Origin of the sequence: Luteolibacter sp. (assembly GCF_039920825.1) — a bacterium.
GTDB lineage: Bacteria > Verrucomicrobiota > Verrucomicrobiia > Verrucomicrobiales > Akkermansiaceae > Luteolibacter.
In genome coordinates, this window is the sequence record NZ_JBDSCX010000063.1 from 29,104 (window position 1) to 44,507 (window position 15,404).

15 protein-coding genes are annotated in these 15,404 nt (G+C 58.1%); 6 read left to right on the top strand and 9 right to left on the bottom strand.

Features of this window, described 5'->3' with window-relative positions:
* Nucleotides 1–7: 7 nt before the first annotated feature.
* Nucleotides 8–466, bottom strand: coding sequence for a hypothetical protein (locus ABIQ96_RS18615; protein ID WP_348216136.1), 459 nt, complete (start codon nt 464–466; stop codon nt 8–10).
* A 278-nt stretch (nt 467–744) separates the two neighbouring features.
* Here ABIQ96_RS18615 and pdxH point away from each other — a divergent pair, with 278 nt between their 5' ends.
* A complete protein-coding gene (pdxH, locus tag ABIQ96_RS18620; protein WP_348216137.1) occupies nt 745–1,380 on the top strand; it encodes a pyridoxamine 5'-phosphate oxidase in 636 nt (211 codons plus the stop codon).
* Nucleotides 1,381–1,519: 139 nt separating this feature from the next.
* Here the strand turns inward: pdxH and truA are convergent, their stop codons facing one another.
* The 4 genes from truA to ABIQ96_RS18640 form a co-directional block, all read right to left on the bottom strand.
* Nucleotides 1,520–2,281, bottom strand: coding sequence for a tRNA pseudouridine(38-40) synthase TruA (gene truA / locus ABIQ96_RS18625; protein WP_348216138.1), 762 nt, complete (start codon nt 2,279–2,281; stop codon nt 1,520–1,522).
* A 37-nt stretch (nt 2,282–2,318) separates the two neighbouring features.
* Nucleotides 2,319–2,795, bottom strand: coding sequence for a peptide-methionine (R)-S-oxide reductase MsrB (gene msrB / locus ABIQ96_RS18630; protein ID WP_348216182.1), 477 nt, complete (start codon nt 2,793–2,795; stop codon nt 2,319–2,321).
* A gap of 158 nt (nt 2,796–2,953) precedes the next feature.
* On the bottom strand, nt 2,954–3,706 hold the full coding sequence (locus tag ABIQ96_RS18635) for a succinate dehydrogenase/fumarate reductase iron-sulfur subunit (RefSeq protein ID WP_348216139.1): 753 nt from the start codon (nt 3,704–3,706) through the stop codon (nt 2,954–2,956).
* 334 nt (nt 3,707–4,040) lie between these two features.
* Nucleotides 4,041–4,484: a hypothetical protein gene (locus ABIQ96_RS18640; protein ID WP_348216140.1), complete on the bottom strand. Its 444-nt coding sequence runs from the start codon at nt 4,482–4,484 to the stop codon at nt 4,041–4,043.
* Between the two features lie 32 nt (nt 4,485–4,516).
* On the opposite strand from ABIQ96_RS18640, the gene ABIQ96_RS18645 reads away from it, so the two are divergent.
* Entirely contained in the window at nt 4,517–4,672 is a 156-nt protein-coding gene (locus tag ABIQ96_RS18645) for a hypothetical protein (RefSeq protein ID WP_348216141.1), read from the top strand.
* A gap of 40 nt (nt 4,673–4,712) precedes the next feature.
* Here ABIQ96_RS18645 and aspS read toward each other — a convergent pair whose 3' ends face one another.
* From aspS to hisS, 3 genes are all read right to left on the bottom strand, one after another.
* Complete coding sequence (gene aspS, locus ABIQ96_RS18650; RefSeq protein WP_348216142.1) at nt 4,713–6,533, bottom strand: aspartate--tRNA ligase; 1,821 nt, start codon at nt 6,531–6,533, stop codon at nt 4,713–4,715.
* 67 nt (nt 6,534–6,600) lie between these two features.
* Complete coding sequence (locus ABIQ96_RS18655) at nt 6,601–7,014, bottom strand: GxxExxY protein (RefSeq protein ID WP_348216143.1); 414 nt, start codon at nt 7,012–7,014, stop codon at nt 6,601–6,603.
* A gap of 25 nt (nt 7,015–7,039) precedes the next feature.
* Nucleotides 7,040–8,335, bottom strand: a complete 1,296-nt coding sequence (gene hisS / locus ABIQ96_RS18660; RefSeq protein ID WP_348216144.1) for a histidine--tRNA ligase — start codon at nt 8,333–8,335, stop codon at nt 7,040–7,042.
* 423 nt (nt 8,336–8,758) lie between these two features.
* Here hisS and ABIQ96_RS18665 point away from each other — a divergent pair, with 423 nt between their 5' ends.
* On the top strand, nt 8,759–10,294 hold the full coding sequence (locus tag ABIQ96_RS18665; RefSeq protein ID WP_348216145.1) for a hypothetical protein: 1,536 nt from the start codon (nt 8,759–8,761) through the stop codon (nt 10,292–10,294).
* Entirely contained in the window at nt 10,294–11,604 is a 1,311-nt protein-coding gene (locus ABIQ96_RS18670; protein ID WP_348216146.1) for a hypothetical protein, read from the top strand. The genes ABIQ96_RS18665 and ABIQ96_RS18670 overlap by 1 nt, the downstream gene beginning before the upstream one ends.
* 5 nt (nt 11,605–11,609) lie before the next feature.
* On the opposite strand, the gene ABIQ96_RS18675 is transcribed toward ABIQ96_RS18670, so the two are convergent.
* Nucleotides 11,610–12,008: a DCC1-like thiol-disulfide oxidoreductase family protein gene (locus ABIQ96_RS18675; RefSeq protein WP_348216147.1), complete on the bottom strand. Its 399-nt coding sequence runs from the start codon at nt 12,006–12,008 to the stop codon at nt 11,610–11,612.
* Nucleotides 12,009–12,094: 86 nt separating this feature from the next.
* Here ABIQ96_RS18675 and radC point away from each other — a divergent pair, with 86 nt between their 5' ends.
* Together radC and ABIQ96_RS18685 are read left to right on the top strand one after the other, a co-directional pair.
* Nucleotides 12,095–12,850: a DNA repair protein RadC gene (gene radC / locus ABIQ96_RS18680; RefSeq protein ID WP_348216148.1), complete on the top strand. Its 756-nt coding sequence runs from the start codon at nt 12,095–12,097 to the stop codon at nt 12,848–12,850.
* Between the two features lie 45 nt (nt 12,851–12,895).
* Nucleotides 12,896–15,379: an AsmA-like C-terminal region-containing protein gene (locus tag ABIQ96_RS18685; RefSeq protein WP_348216149.1), complete on the top strand. Its 2,484-nt coding sequence runs from the start codon at nt 12,896–12,898 to the stop codon at nt 15,377–15,379.
* Nucleotides 15,380–15,404 lie beyond the last annotated feature (25 nt).

Genomic DNA, 15,404 nt, shown 5'->3' on the forward strand with positions numbered 1-15,404 from the left:
CGTATGGCTAGGCCACATCTTCGTCCTTTCCGTTGGCTGTCCAGCAAAGCGTCTCAACGATGCGTCCACTCGCACGCCGCGACGCCTCGCGGAAGAACGCCAAATGGTAGGGCCGAAACCAAAGAAAGCGATGCCGAACCACGTCAACGAGTATGCGGCCAGAAAGAATGTCGCGCAGAAAATCGACTGTCGCCGAAATCGCGCCGGACAAATCGCTGCCGATCAGAATCTGTCGCTCTGCTGGCCCGCGCGCCTCGGAGACAGAGAACGAAATCTCGAAACAATCGTCGGGAGAATAAAACGCTCCGAGACTAATTCGGCTAGGATTGGCCGGCCACGGGACATCCAGCACGACGTGATTGCCATACCCATCCGGCGTGCCTCCGCGCAATCCTGTAGTCAACTCAGGCAACTTCTCACGCACCAGACTCTCGAAGGCTTGAACCACCTGACTGGAATCACTCATGGCGCGTGATGTGGCCTAACTTCCTATTATGTGACTGGCGGATTTTGCCAGTCGTATAGCAGGAACTGCAGAAATTACGGTTCTGCAAGGTGTTGGGTTGGGTTGAAGAAGTTCCGAAGGCACACTCCAGTCGTATAGCAGAAACGGAAAAACGGGCGAGAAGAATTCCCAGGCACGGCAACTTCCGCCCCCTTGGACTGCGTGCAGCCTGCTGCCGCAGTCCATGGTGCCGTCGCACAACCCTTGCACGCTTGTGATCTCTCGTCTAAAACTCCGCCATGGACCTTGCCGATTTCCGCAAAGAATATTCCGACCGTGGCCTGAAGCGCGAGGAGATGAACGCCGACCCGGTCGCGCAGTTTTCCGAATGGTTTGCCCAGGCAACCGAGCTCGGCCTGCACGAGCCGAACGCGATGACGCTCGCCACCGTCGATGAAACCGGCATGCCCTATCAGCGCACGGTGTTGCTGAAATACTTCGATGGCGACGGCTTCGTCTTCTTCACCAACTACCAAAGTCGGAAAGCGAAACAGATGGCGCAGAACCCTCGTGTCAGCCTGCTGTTTCCGTGGATCACGCTGGAGCGGCAGGTCATCATTCAGGGCACTGTCGAGAAAATCAGCACCGCGGAGTCGTTGAAATACTTCACCTCCCGCCCGCGAGAATCACAGATAGGCGCGTGGGTTTCCAACCAGAGCGAAGTCATCACCTCGCGGAAATTCCTGATGCAGAAGCTCGCGGAGATTGGTGAAAAATTCAGCAAGGGTGAGATTCCCCTACCGTCGTTCTGGGGTGGCTATCGCGTGAAGCCACAAATGATCGAATTCTGGCAGGGCGGCCCGGCGCGACTTCACGATCGTTTTCTATATCAGAGGAATGCCGCGGAGTGGAAGATCGACAGGCTCTCGCCTTGATAGAAAGTTCAAGGAGCGGCGGACTCCGATCGGCCGAAGCCAATGAAGTGCCAATGTCTGGCGGATAACCTCGGATCATTGGCTTCCCATTGTCTAGGGCGATTCGGAGATCGCCCCTCCTTGGGAATAAGCCGGCGGCTTACATTCCCCGATAGAACACCTTCCACAGCACCAGTCCGTGGGCGGGCGCGTTCATTCCTGAAATCCGGCGGTCGCCCCGGGCGAGCATGTTCTTGATCTCCTCCGCCCGGAACTTCCCCTCGCCCACCTGCACCAAGGTTCCGACGATGCAACGGCACATCTTGTAGAGAAACCCTTCGCCTTCGATGATGAAGGTCACTTTCGCTCCCTGACCGCGGATTTCGCAACGTGTCAAAGTCCTCACCGCGTCTTCGAGCACTACTCCTCGGTTGGACGTGAACGAGCGGAAATCATGTCTGCCCACAAGCAATTCCGCGGCTTCACACATCGCCGCCAGATCCAGCTTGCGAGCCACATGCCAAGCTTGCGTGCGCATCAGCGGATTCATCACCGGGCCATTCCAAATCTGATAGCGATATTGTTTGCCAACCGCATCGAACCTTGCGTGGAAATTTCCCGGCACCCGCATCGCCGACCGCACGCGAACGTCATCCGGCAGGCAGGCATTGATCGCCAGCGCGAGCTTGCCAGGCGGCATCTTGAATTCGCCGCGCGGCACTTCGAAGTGCGCCACCATTCCCCAGGCGTGCACGCCCGAGTCTGTCCTGCTAGAACTCTCTATCCGCGGCGCGCTGGAGAACAATTTCGCCAATGCCGCCTCTACCTGATTCTGCACGCCCGATCCATCAGTCCGCGACTGCCAGCCATGATAGGCCGCGCCGTCGTAAGCGATAGTCAGTTTGAATTTCAGCGGGATCACGGGACTTTCAAACGATGGGCTGCCCGCCATCAGCCGATCACTTCTTCACCGGCTCGTCTTTGGCGGGAGCATCTCCTTTGGCAGGAACGAAAACCAGACCTCCGCCGTTGATGCAATAGCGTTGGTCGGTTGGGGTGTTGAATCCTTCGCCTTCGAAAACGTGGCCAAGGTGACCGCCGCATTTGGCGCAAACGACTTCGATCCGAGCCATGCCGAGAGTGATGTCCTTCTTGAGAATCACATTCTCCGCCTTCGCCGGATCATAGAACGACGGCCAGCCGCAGCCGGAATCGAATTTCTGTTTGGAGGTGAAGAGCAGCGCGTTGCAGCCGGCGCAGTGATAAGAGCCCACACCCTGTTCCTTGAATTGTTTGTAAACCTGGCCATGCGCGGCTTCCGTGTGCGACTTGCGCAGGATGGCGTATTGCTCGGGAGTGAGGAGCTTCTTCCACTCTTCGTCGGTCTTCACGACCTTTCCTTCAGGCTCGGCGGGTTGATCGGTGCGGACTTCCATAACATCTTTCTTTTTGTCTTCAGCGGAGCACGCCGCGAGGGCGAGCGAGAAAATCAAAGTGGTGGCGGAGCGGATGGTGATCATTTTGAGAATCGGGGTTTAACTGCAAGGGAGAGCATTCAAACCGTCATCTTATTCCGCGCATTTGCAATTCCCCATCAGGCGAACTGTTCCTGAAGCACGGCTTTTGTGTAGTCGCGATTCATGAGAGCGATGTGATCGACACTGATTTCCTTAGGACAAGCGGCTTCGCACTCGTATTGGTTGGTGCAGTTTCCGAAGCCTTCGGAATCCATCTGGCGGACCATGGCGAGCACACGTTTCTGGCGCTCCGGCTGACCTTGCGGAAGGTGAGCCAGATGGGAGACCTTGGCCGCAACAAACAACATGGCGGATGCGTTTTTGCAGGAGGCCACGCAAGCCCCGCAGCCGATGCAGGCGGCGGCGTCGAAGGCGGCATCCGCGTCCTTCTTCGCAATCGGGATGGAGTTGGCATCGACACTGGAACCCGTCCGGACGTCAATGTAGCCGCCAGCGGCGATGATCCGGTCAAACGCGGTGCGGTCCACCATCAAATCCCGGATCACCGGGAACGGATTCGCGCGGAATGGCTCGACCCAGATGGTGTCGCCTTCGGAAAATTTCCGCATATGGACCTGGCAGGTCGTGATGCCGCGCTCCTTGCCGTGCGGGATGCCGTTGATGGTCAACGAACAAGTGCCGCAAATGCCTTCGCGGCAATCGTGATCGAATTGGATCGGATCGCCGCCTTTCTCGATGATCCGCTCGTTGACGATGTCGAGCATCTCAAGGAACGACGCTTCGGACGGAATGTCCCTCGCGTCGTAGGTCTCGATCTTGCCTTGGGCCGAGGGTCCGGACTGCCGCCATACTTTGAGTGTCAGATTCATGGGAAATTCGATGCGATTCAGAGGAATGTGACGGGTGGATTCCGTCATTCACGTCACGGCCAGAGTAAATACCGATGGCGACCGCGCTAGGATAAAAATCGCCTTTTGTGGGCGGTTCTCGCGATTTTCAGTGCATGGATTCCTATGATTCGCAATGCCCGCGAAATCTCCGAAAATTTTCACGAAAAAATTTCCAAAAATCAGTTGCGCGTCATCCGGGCCAGTGCTTTTTTCCCGGCGTCGCGACAAACACAAGGCGGCCCGATTGAGTTTCCCTTAGGGTTTTGGGTTTTTCCCGGGGATTGTCGATCGGGCCGCTTCTTTTTTGGCCTGATCAATTTTCAAGAGCATCCACATCGGCCAGATCCTTGGGTCGTGCGCTGGCCTTCTTGTTCGCGATCAGATCGGGCAGAGCGATCACGGGAATGGAAATCCCCTTCTCGATCATCGTTTCGCAGCGGCTCCGGCAGTCAGCAAAGTCCACCCCGCTGATTCTTGTCAGCAGTTCGATCCTCATGGGTGGCAAACCCATCCTAACAACAAAACCCGGTCGCGTGAAAAGGCTCTCCGTGGCCTCATCATGGGTAAAACCGAAAAGCTTGAGGGCCTGAACGATGCGTTTCGCGTTTTCCGGATCACAAGCGACCCAAACATCCATGTCGGCGGTGGCACGTGGGTAGCCATGGAAGCCGACCGCCCAGCCACCGATCAGGAGATATTCGACTCCCGAGTCATTCAGAAATCTGAAGAAGTCTCTGAAGTCTTCCGGTAGCTGCATCTTGGCCATACATAACGGTGCGCATGAACTGAATGGCGGAAATTCTCTCCTCCACCGGTCTCGCCCGCCACGACGCCACATACTCCGAAGTCTGTTCGTCGAGCGTTCCGATAGAAAACGCCGCACGATCCAGCTTGGGAGCGGGAGCCTCGCTTCCGACCGATGTGGTTTTGGAAACCATGCTTTGAACTATCGCGTGAAGGACCGAATGTCGAACAGAAAGCCGAATCAGGCTTTCACCTCAGCCTTCGCTTCCACTGCGAGTTTCGGATCCTTGTAAGTGGACTGGACGTAAACCTCGCGCAGCAGCTTGTGCTCGATCTGGCACGGACTGTGGGCCATGAGGTCGGCTCCCTTGTTGTTTTTCGGGAAAGCGATCACCTCGCGGATACTGTCCTCACCGGCGACGAGCATGGCGATGCGGTCGAGGCCGAGAGCGAGTCCACCGTGCGGCGGCGCGCCGAAACGGAACGCGTCGAGAAGGTGGCCGAATTTGATTTCCTGCTCTTCCGGGCCGACGCCCAAAACGCTGAACATCTTCGCTTGAAGATCCTTTTCGTGAATCCGGATCGAGCCACCGCCGAGTTCGTAGCCGTTGAGAACGACGTCGTAGGCGACCGCTCTAACGTTCGCATAGTCGCCGGCATCGAGTTTTTCGATATCTTCGGGATGGGGACGGGTGAACGGATGGTGAACGGCGGCCCAGTGACCGGATTCCTCGTCGTGGGCGAGCAGCGGGAAATCGACCACCCAGAGGAAGTTGAATTTCGTCGGGTCGTTGTTGAGTTCCATCATCACGGCACATTCGGTGCGGACGCGGCCGAGGATGGTGCTCACGTTTTCGCGCGAACCGGCGGCGAAGAAGACGATGTCGCCTTCCGCCAGATCGAGCTTGGCGGCGACGGCGGCTTTCTCCGTGTCGGTGAAAATTTTCCAGAGCGGGCTCTTGTATTCGCCGTTCTCCAGTTTGATGAACGCGAGGTTCTTCACGGGAAGTCCGGCTTGCACGGCGATCTCGTTGAGGCGGTTCATCTGGCCGGTGGTGATGCCGGCGAAGCCCTTGGCATTGATTGCTCTAACGACGCCGCCGCTGTCGAGCGTGCCGCGGAAGATCTTGAACTCGGTGGCTGCGAAGACGTCGCCGAGGTCGGTGATTTTCATGTCGAAACGCGTGTCCGGTTTGTCGGAGCCGTAGATGTCCTCCGCATCGCGATAGGTCATGCGCGGGAACGGCGAAGGCACGTCAATGCCAAGGCCGGACTTGAACATGGAAGCTAACAAACCTTCCACCAGTTTGATGATGTCTTCCTGCGTGACGAAACTGGCTTCGATGTCGATCTGTGTGAACTCAGGCTGTCGATCAGCGCGAAGGTCCTCGTCGCGGAAGCAACGGGCGATTTGGAAATATTTCTCCATGCCCGCAACCATCAGCAATTGTTTGTATTGCTGCGGCGCTTGTGGCAGCGCGTAGAAACGACCCGGGTTAAGGCGCGACGGCACTAGGAAATCCCGCGCGCCTTCCGGCGTCGGGTTCGACAGGATCGGCGTTTCGATTTCATAGAAACCGGAATCGTCGAGATAGCGGCGGGCGGCGGAAGTGATCACGCTGCGCTGGCGGATGTTCTTGTTCATGCGCGGGCGGCGCAGGTCAAGGTAGCGGTATTTCATCCGCAGGTCTTCGTTGGAAAGCTCCTTGTCCAACTGGAACGGAAGCACGTCCGCCTTGTTGACGATGACGAGCTCGGCCGCGACGATTTCGATGCCGCCGGTTTCCAACTTGTCGTTGGTGGTGTCCACCTCGTCGGTCTTCAACCGGGCCTCGACCTTGCCGGTGATTTGCACCACGTCCTCGACGCGGAGCTTGTGCGAAAGGTCGCTGGCTTCCTGCGAGATCTCGCCGCGGAACACGCACTGGGTGACGCCCTCGCGGTCGCGCAAGTCGATGAAGATCACGCCGCCTTGGTCACGGGCGGAATTCACCCAACCGATGAGTGTGACGGTTTGGCCGATGTGGGATTCGCGGAGTTCGTTGCAATGATGGGAGCGCATTTGGAAAATGGATTAAGAGTTTTTCAACCACAGATGGACGGGATGAACACAGATGGAAGAGATGGGATTAAGAGTGAAGAGGTGGGGCTGCAGGTGGAGTCAGGGTGACGCGGCGGAATTGCAGCTTGGCATGTTTGAAATTGAGAATGAGGCCGACTTGAAGGCATGTTGCACGAAGATAATTCAGCATCCGACCGACTTCGTGATCCGTGATGCGCTCTATCGTCTTGGTATCAACAATGACTTTTCCGAAAACAACGAGATCGGGAACATACTCACCCACTTTCGTGTTTCGATAGTGAATCGGGAAACGTGCTTGCTGCGCGTATGGGATGTCGTGATGGCAAAAATCGACGACCAGCGCCTCTTCATAAGGCTTTTCGTGAAAGCCATGTCCCAACGCATTCAAGACGGCAAAGGCGCAACCGATGATCCTCTCGGTCTCGCCTACATAAATCCCATCTCTTCCATCTGCGTCCATCCTGTTAATCTGTGGTTCTATTTCTTCAGGCCAGCAACGGACCATCCGGCTGGAGCAGACGGTCTGTTAGCCAATCGATGGCGGTGGCGGCGTTACCGGATTCCTCGGTGCGGCTGGCGAGGATCTTGAGTTTGAGTTCGGGATATTCGGCTCCGACGACGAGAGCGAAGCGGGCACCGGATTTCTCCGCGCTTTGGAATTGTTTCGCAACCTTCGGAAGTCCTAACGGCAGATCGGCGGAAATACCCGCGCGGCGCAGGTCGGTGACGAGACGCAGAGACTGGGCGCGCATTTTCTCATCCGCAACGACGACGAAAATATCGCAAGCGGCGGCATTGCGCTGGAGCCAGACTTCCAACTGCATCGCGGTGTGCGTCGTTTCCTCGATGAGGTTGCGGATGACGTAGTCGCCCATCGCAAACCCGGTGGCCGGCATGTCGGTAGCTCCGTCCGAGATGGTGGAAATGAGCGTGTCGTAGCGACCTCCACCGGCGACGGCGCGCATCGATTTCTTCGCGTCGAAAACTTCGAAAACCACGCCGGTGTAATAGGCGAGGCCCCGGACAATGGAGAGATCCAGTTCGACGAAATCGGCGAAACCGCGCGCGGTTAGATCCTCGCGGATCGCGAGGTAGGCGGCGGAGGCATTCGCCGGATCAGCGATGAACGCACGGACTCCTTCCGGCGTTAGCGAGAACGCGGCGAGCTTCTGTTCGAGCACTTCCGGTTTCTCGCGCTCGATTTTGTCGATGATGCCGAGGAAGTCCGGAATACTGTTTTCCGCGATTCCGTTCGCCTCGGCGAAATCAATCCACGCCTTGCGGTCGGAAATACGGACGACGAAATCCCCCGCGACAAATCCGAAAGCGAGCATCGTCTCGATCGCCAACGCGACCAATTCCGCATCGGCGGCTGGTCCGGCTTCGCCGAGGATATCGACGTTGAACTGATGGAACTCGCGTCCCCTGCCCTTCTGCGGCTTTTCATAGCGGAAACATTGTCCGATTTCGAACCACTTGAGCGGCTTCGGGAAATCCCGCTGGTGTTGTGCGACGATCCGCGCCAGCGAGGCGGTGACTTCGGGACGCAGCGTGACATCGCGACCGCCCTGGTCCTCGAAACGGAAAAGCTGTGAGGAAAGCTCGCCGCCGGATTTTTTCAGATAGAGTCCGGTGTCTTCGAGGATCGGGGTTTCGTATTCGACATAGCCGCAGCGGCGGGCGACATCGCGCCAGGTCTCGAACAAATAATTGCGGACCGCGCATTCACGGGGAGTGAAGTCGCGGAATCCTGGAAGTGCTTGGAAAGTGGGTCCTGCCATGGGCGGGCGGCGAGGATGCACGGCGTTTCCGGCATTTCAAGGCGGGATTGCACGGACTATTTCGGGGAACCCCGCTGAGCCTGCAACGGCACCCGGCCGAGGCCATACCGGGTCGAGATCCCTAAAATGAACCCGATGCTGTGTTTTCGGAGGGATGGGGAAACCCGGCACGCATCTTCTTGACCGTTGAATGCCAACGTCTATCAAGACTCCGTGGCCGCATTTGTAAAATCAATCCGATGGCATGCCTGGGTAGCCGTGGTCGCGGGCCTGCTCGCCGGATGGTTTTGCCGCAGCACCATGCAGCGCGAACCCCAGCCAGACCGGGATGCAACTGGGGAAGCGAGGCGGGAGGCTCGAATCAAGACGGCACGCCATGGAACGGTGCCTAGGAACGGCCCCACCATCCGCTATCTCAATGAAATGGCCGGGATCTCGGCCAGCCGTTGCGAGGAATTGTTCCGCGAAATCTGCGTCTCAGGAGAATTCCCCGATGTCATCCGCCTTGAATTTGTGTTCCGCCGCTGGCTGGAGTTGGAAGACCCGAAACAATTGCTGGCACGCTTGGCAGCGGAAAAGCAAATCCAGCAACGGACTTGGACAGGCCCGTTTTTTGAAGCTTGGGCGGCCATGGATTATAAGGGAGCGATCGCCGGGACCGCCGATAACGGCGGGTTCTCCGAGGTTCGGACCTTGGTCGCCCTACGCAGGCGCGATCCCTCAATTCTAAGCGAATCCTTGCAGATCGGAGACCCCGACAAATCCGCTGTGGCTAAAGCTCTCGCACTCCTCGGACGGAACGATCCGGAATTGGCTCGCAACGTCGCCACCGGCAAGGGCAAGCCGGACAACAATGCCGATCTGATCAACGTCGTCGCCGGAGGCTGGGCAACCCAAGGTCCCCAAGCCGCGCTCGACTGGGTGAAATCGCTCGACCTCAGCGCTGACAACCGTCTCAAAGCCTTCAACAAGATCTTTGCGGAGTGGCTGAAACTCGATTTGGCGGCAGCGACCGAAGCGTTCAAATCCAGCGATTTGGCCTCCGAAGTAAACCGGGGAAAACTCGACGAATCGCTCGAAGTGCTCCGAGCGCCCGAAACCGCCCGCAGCCAGATCTTCAACGGCGTTCATCTCGATCCGTTTCTCGACCTTGCCGGTCTCTATCAAAAAATTTCCGCCACAGCCATTGATTGGGACCAACGGCAGTCCGTCAATCCGCCGATCGACCACGATGGCTGGTTTTGCACCGACCCGGCGCGGACGGCGGAGGAAGCCAGCCGTTTGCCACCCGGAAAGGCGCGCGATTTCATCATGGGCTACATTTGCGGACAGTGGGCGGATCAAAATCCGGAGGAGGCGACCACTTTCGCGAAACTTCACGGCCTTCCGCCCCCCTACGTCAGAGAGGAACCTTCTGCGGAAATGGTTCATGCCGCTCTGGCCGCGCCGGAGGAAACCTTTGCTAATTTGGTCTCGCCGGGACAAGAGCCGATGGACGCGAACCTCGCCAAACTCGCGGAAAAATGGGCTGCCGCCGATCCGCAGACCGCTGCCGAATGGCTGATCGCGCGGATGGACGTCGCGGACGATGCTACTGCGGCGAAGACGGCACAAAGCTCGATGTACCAGAATTTTTTAGGCTACTACTGGGCGAAGGTGGATGCCGCAGGCGCGAGCGAATGGTTGGAAAATCTCCCGGCGGGTCCGCGCAAAACCGAAGCCTGTCTGGCAATGGCCGACGGGATTCAAACCTACAGTCCGGATCTCGCCTTCACAGTTTCCGCCAACATCCTCGAAGGCGAAACAAAGATGAGGATGCTGGGATCCGCGATCCAGAAGGTCGCTGAGAAGATCGGTCCTCCCGCCGCACGCGAGTTGCTAGGGAATTCAGGCCTCACTGCGGACGAACAAGCCACTCTGGGCAAGGTCATCGATGGAATGAAACCACCCGCCCGCTGATGAAATCCATTGTTCCAACGCTATTGCTCGCCACCATCGGTTTCCTAACCGGTTTCGGTCTTCCGCATGAAGGAGGCGAGGGCGCGAACCCATCAACTTCGCCCGCCCGGCTGTCGCCGCGAAAAACAGGTGGAGGAGAATCCCCCGGAGGCACCGCCAGCGACCGCATGCGCTCCTTCGCAAATCACGCCGCCACCCTAACACCCGCGGAATGGCCTGCGTTTTTCCGCGCACGGCTGAACGATCCCGAGGGCACGCGGCTGGCGGAGCGCCTGTGGGCGGAACAGGATCCCAGTGGATTCTGGGATTGGCTCAAACAGCAGCACGATGGGACAACGTTGAAAAACTACGGCGTAAACCTGCTTCAGGTGTGGGCTGCCGCGGATCCGGACGCCGCGATGGCAGCGGCAAACGCAATCACAGACAAGGAATGCGGCGACCTTTTGCGGCGCGAAGTCATCGAGACGGTGATCTCGAAGGATCTGACAAAAGGCCTCGAACTGGCGGCGGAGGTTCGGGACTTCAATCGATTTTCATGGGGCACGAGGGAATGGATGAAAACAGATCCCGCCGCCGCGGTGGAAGGTCTGGCGAAACTGCCGAAGCGCAGCGAATACCGCGATTACCTTGGATATGCGGTCGCACAGTGGGCCAAAAGCGATTCCCCCGCCCTGCTCGAATGGCTGAAAACCCAGTCAGTCCCTCAAGGTGAACGATGGTTTGGAGAGGCCTTCAAGTCCGCGGCGGCGATCGACTCACGGGCCGCGCTGGAGGCGACTTCCCACCTGGCGGATCCCACTGCACGGGATGCCGCGATCGCAGGTGTGCTGGCCAGTGGTAAAGTTCCAGCGGGCAGTTTGCCGGAATTGCTTTCCCATCTAACGCTTCCGAAACGGTCTGAAGCCACATTGGCAGCGCTGGGTGCCATGCCGCTCAGAGACCCCGGACAGTTCGCCGAGGCGACGCAGCTTCTGATAGATGCGCCCGCCAACCGGAATACCCTCAATTCAACCGACACGATGATCGGCAAATTCACGGATTGGAACCAAGGGCTGATTTGGGCGTCTCTCCTACCTGATTCCGCGATGCGCCGCAGGGCGTTGGAATCATTGGCGTCGCGTGCGGATTCGGAACAATTGGACGATCTCTCCGCCACGGTCGCCACCGCGCCATTGCTCGATCTATCCAACGAATTGTTCCGCAATATCCTAACAACCATCCCCGACGAGCAGGAAGCCGCCTGGATTGCGAAACTTCCGCCCGAACGGGCCGCATGGGCCAGGGCGGTCGCGGAGTCGCAAAAGCCGTGAAGCGTCTACTCGCGCAGCCTTTTCAGGACTTCCGGATCGGGCAGCGAGCAGGTATCGGATTTCCCCATGAAGCGGTAGCGGTTGTTGGCGATCCAGCCGTAAACCGAATCGCGCAGGAATTTCGGGATGAAACGGGCCAGCGTCGTGAGCCGCCACCAGCCGCCGAGCACTCGGGCCAGTTCGATCAACGCATCGCTGCGCGTGAAGACTTTTCCGTCGGATTCCCGCAGCAGGACCATGGTGCCATTCTCGGTCGCGGCGAATTTCGAAAATCCTTTTTCGCCAGCGAGCTTTCCTTGCAAGGGGGCGAATTCGACGCGCCCTTCCTTGTCCAAAGCTACCACGCGCCGCACGGAGGCCGAGCAGAACGCGCAGTCACCATCGAAAAAAAGAACCCACGCCATGCCGCGAGAGTAATCTTACCGCGTTCCAATTTCCAGCCTGTGTTTCCAGTGCTTGCCAACCGGAATAAAATCGTTAGCGTGTTCAAATGCTCACAAAAGCGTCCCCTACTCCATTTCCTACCAGCCTTCAGGACGGTAATGAATTCCAGAGTTCGCGCATCCAAGACATGCCATACGACCAGCGACCGAGGGAAAAACTAGCTCAACTCGGCCCCGCTTCCTTGGACAACGCCGAGCTGATGGCGCTTTTCATTTCCACCGGCACGAAAGGACAAAGCGCGATCGACATCGGGCGCAATTTGATCGCGAAATACGGCTCGATGGGTGCTTTGGGCGGGTTGCCGGTCGCGGAATTATCCAAGGTCAAAGGGCTGGGACTGGCCAAAGCGTCCAAATTGGCGGCGGCGTTCGAACTCGGCACCCGCGTGGCTCGCGAGCAACTGCGGGAGATCCCGCTCGATACTCCGGAGCTGATTCACGATTTTTTCGGCCCTCAAATGCGGCATTTGGCGCAGGAACAGGTGGTCGTTGCCGTCCTCGACACGCGGCTGCGACACGTCGGGACCACGGTGGTCTCCGTTGGAACGGTCAATGAATCCAACGCCCATCCGCGCGAAGTTCTGAGGCCGGTGATCACCCGCGGGGCCTACGGTTTTATTTTGATTCACAATCATCCCTCGGGCGATCCGAGTCCGAGCCGGGCCGACGAACTCGTCACAAAGCGGCTCGTCGAGGCGGCCGCCTTGATGCAGGTGAAATTCCTCGATCACGTGATCATCGGCAAACCCTCGCCCGGGCGTGTGGCTTACTATTCATTTCGCGAAGCAGGATTGGTGCCCTGAGTTGCTTTTCAAATCCGGGCGACCTAAGGTCGGCGCGACTTACCCATGTATCGCCTTCACCTTGCCCGGAACCTGCGCTCGCTTGCGTTCCTGCTGGTCTTCGCCGCCATTCTCGCGGCGATCGGTGGTCTCTGGTGGGCGAATCACACGGGCATGCCGGAGTCATGGCGGGTCGCCATCGAGAAGGCGGTCTCGAAACAAGGAGCGCACATCAAGATCGGCAGCCTGCGTTACGTTCCGTTAAAGGGAGTCATCGCCAGCGATCTCCGCGTTTACTCCGAACCCGAACATTTACGGGAAATCTCACGACTCGAACGGGTCATCTTGGATTTCGACAAAACACGGCTCGCCCGCGGCATCATCCATCTGAACAAGATCCAGCTCAAGGACGCCCAACTCGTGCTGCCGGTCGATCCAGACGATCCGAAATCCGATACCCTCAACGTCACCGACGCGTATGGCACCATTTTCATGCCGGGCGACCGGCGCCTCGAAATCCGAGGCGCCCGCGGAAAAATCGCGGGAATCGATGTGAGCCTCAACGCCCGCCTCATTGGCTATCAACAAGCCGGGAAAACGCCTCCCGACGACAAAAACGCGGGCAAACGCCGGGAACTTCTGGCACGCGTGATCAGCGAGTTGGGCAAATGGCATTTCAATGAGGATCACCCGCCGGCGCTTCAGATCGTCGTGGAGGGCGATGTCAACGACCGCTCCTCCATCACCGCGAAAGTCGGTTTGCAAATCAAGGGCATGGAGAAGAACGGCCACATGCTCGATCAAGTTACCGCCCAAGCCGATCTCGCGGGAGATCTGCTCACGATCACCTCGCTCAAGGCGACCGACTCACGCGGAGTGCTCGACGGACACGTGGATTATGACATCCATTCCCGCGAGGGCCGGTTCGACATTTCCTCGTCGCTGGAAATCCCGCAGCTCCTAACAACATGGCTCGGCCTGCCGTCACTCCAACAAGTATTAATTGGCGGCAAACAAATCGTGGAGGCCGAAGGTGATTTCAAACTGGATGAGAACAACAAGCCCGAGATCCGCACCACCGGCCATGTCCGTTGCGAGTCAGTGATGCTGCGGGGTGTGCTTTTCGATTCCGTGGAAAGTTCGTTTTCCTGGCGCGACAACATTCTTTTCCTTCGCGATGTCGAGCTGGCTCGGGGTGACGGCGCGGCCCACGCCAAGGCGCTGATCGAATGGCCGGTGGTAAGACTGGACCTCAAGACCACGCTGCCGATACCGGTCTATCGGCCGTTCTTCGTGGGCCAGCCGTTGGAAATGGTTCTCAACGATTTCAGCGAACGGGAGGGTGCCACGGTGGACGTCAAACTGGAGGGCAGCTTCGACGCATCCAACAAAACCGCATGGGCCTACACCGGCGGCGGCACCGTGAAAAACGTCAACTACAAGGGGGTGCCGGTGAACTCCGCGAATTGCAAGTTCACCCTCAATCATTACGAGCTCGATTTCCACGACGGCACCGTGGTCTTTAATTATTCGAAATATCCGCTGCGCAAAGCGTTCGGCGGCCCCGCGGAAGCCACCGCCAAAGTGGGCCGCATCCGCTACGACGCGCCTAACAAATTGGTCGAAGTGGAAAATGTCGTCGGTGCCATCTGGGCCGCGCCGATGGTCCGCTTTTTCGCCACCCCGGTGGCCGACTCGCTCGAACAATACCGTTTCCATCAGCCTCCGGAGCTCAAAGCATCCGGTGTCGTCGATGTCACTCCGCAGGGCCGGACGGATCTGCACATAGCCTTCAGTTCGAGCCACCCCGCCGACTATCTGTTTCTGGGAGAAAACGTGACCCTCGGCCAGCCCTCCGGCAAGGTGGACATCCGTGGCGAGCGGACGATTGTTAGCGATTTGAAGGTGGATGCCTTCGAAGGTCCCGTTGCGGGTCGGATCGAATATCTCGGCAAAGGCCGACTCGAAGGCGACCTGAGCTGGACCAAGCTCTCGATCCCCCTTGTGACCTCGACTTACGGATTCCAGATGAAAGGCGGCGGGACCACGACCGGACGGATCGATTTTTCGCTGGCTGATGGAAAAGTGGAAACCATGGGTGGCGAGGGCCTGCTGGCGGTGGAGAAAACCGAGTTGTTTTCCGTCCCCATGTTCGGCCCGCTCACTCCTCTGATCGGCGGCGTGCTCAATGACGAAACGGCAGGAACACAAATGGCGAAAAATGCGTTCTGCACGTTCAAGATCGAAAACGGTATCCTAAGCAGCAACGATTTCCAAACATCTACCAAGTCGCTGAACTTCGCCGGCGACGGTTCGGTGAACATGAACGATCGCACGATCGACATGACCATCCGCATGAACGCGCGCGGCTTTCTGTTGGGCCTCATCACGATGCCGCTCCGCCCGTTTTCCGGACTTTTCCAATTTCATGGCAGCGGGGCGCTGAAAGACCCGAAATGGGAGTCCATGAAATTCACCTCTCCACCGGAATCCCAAAACCAGATCCTGCAGACACCGCCGAGGGCTAGGGTGATCTCGGGCGGCGAATGACTGACATTTTTGAAAGTCACGCCTT

Coding starts and splice junctions, on each gene's coding strand:
- ABIQ96_RS18615 (WP_348216136.1), bottom strand. CDS start 466: ATGAGTGATTCCAGTCAGGTGGTTCAAGCCTTCGAGAGTCTGGTGCGT.
- pdxH (WP_348216137.1), top strand. CDS start 745: ATGGACCTTGCCGATTTCCGCAAAGAATATTCCGACCGTGGCCTGAAG.
- msrB (WP_348216182.1), bottom strand. CDS start 2,795: ATGGAAGTCCGCACCGATCAACCCGCCGAGCCTGAAGGAAAGGTCGTG.
- ABIQ96_RS18635 (WP_348216139.1), bottom strand. CDS start 3,706: ATGAATCTGACACTCAAAGTATGGCGGCAGTCCGGACCCTCGGCCCAA.
- ABIQ96_RS18640 (WP_348216140.1), bottom strand. CDS start 4,484: ATGCAGCTACCGGAAGACTTCAGAGACTTCTTCAGATTTCTGAATGAC.
- ABIQ96_RS18645 (WP_348216141.1), top strand. CDS start 4,517: ATGGCGGAAATTCTCTCCTCCACCGGTCTCGCCCGCCACGACGCCACA.
- aspS (WP_348216142.1), bottom strand. CDS start 6,533: ATGCGCTCCCATCATTGCAACGAACTCCGCGAATCCCACATCGGCCAA.
- ABIQ96_RS18655 (WP_348216143.1), bottom strand. CDS start 7,014: ATGGACGCAGATGGAAGAGATGGGATTTATGTAGGCGAGACCGAGAGG.
- hisS (WP_348216144.1), bottom strand. CDS start 8,335: ATGGCAGGACCCACTTTCCAAGCACTTCCAGGATTCCGCGACTTCACT.
- ABIQ96_RS18665 (WP_348216145.1), top strand. CDS start 8,759: ATGGCCGGGATCTCGGCCAGCCGTTGCGAGGAATTGTTCCGCGAAATC.
- ABIQ96_RS18670 (WP_348216146.1), top strand. CDS start 10,294: ATGAAATCCATTGTTCCAACGCTATTGCTCGCCACCATCGGTTTCCTA.
- ABIQ96_RS18675 (WP_348216147.1), bottom strand. CDS start 12,008: ATGGCGTGGGTTCTTTTTTTCGATGGTGACTGCGCGTTCTGCTCGGCC.
- radC (WP_348216148.1), top strand. CDS start 12,095: ATGCTCACAAAAGCGTCCCCTACTCCATTTCCTACCAGCCTTCAGGAC.
- ABIQ96_RS18685 (WP_348216149.1), top strand. CDS start 12,896: ATGTATCGCCTTCACCTTGCCCGGAACCTGCGCTCGCTTGCGTTCCTG.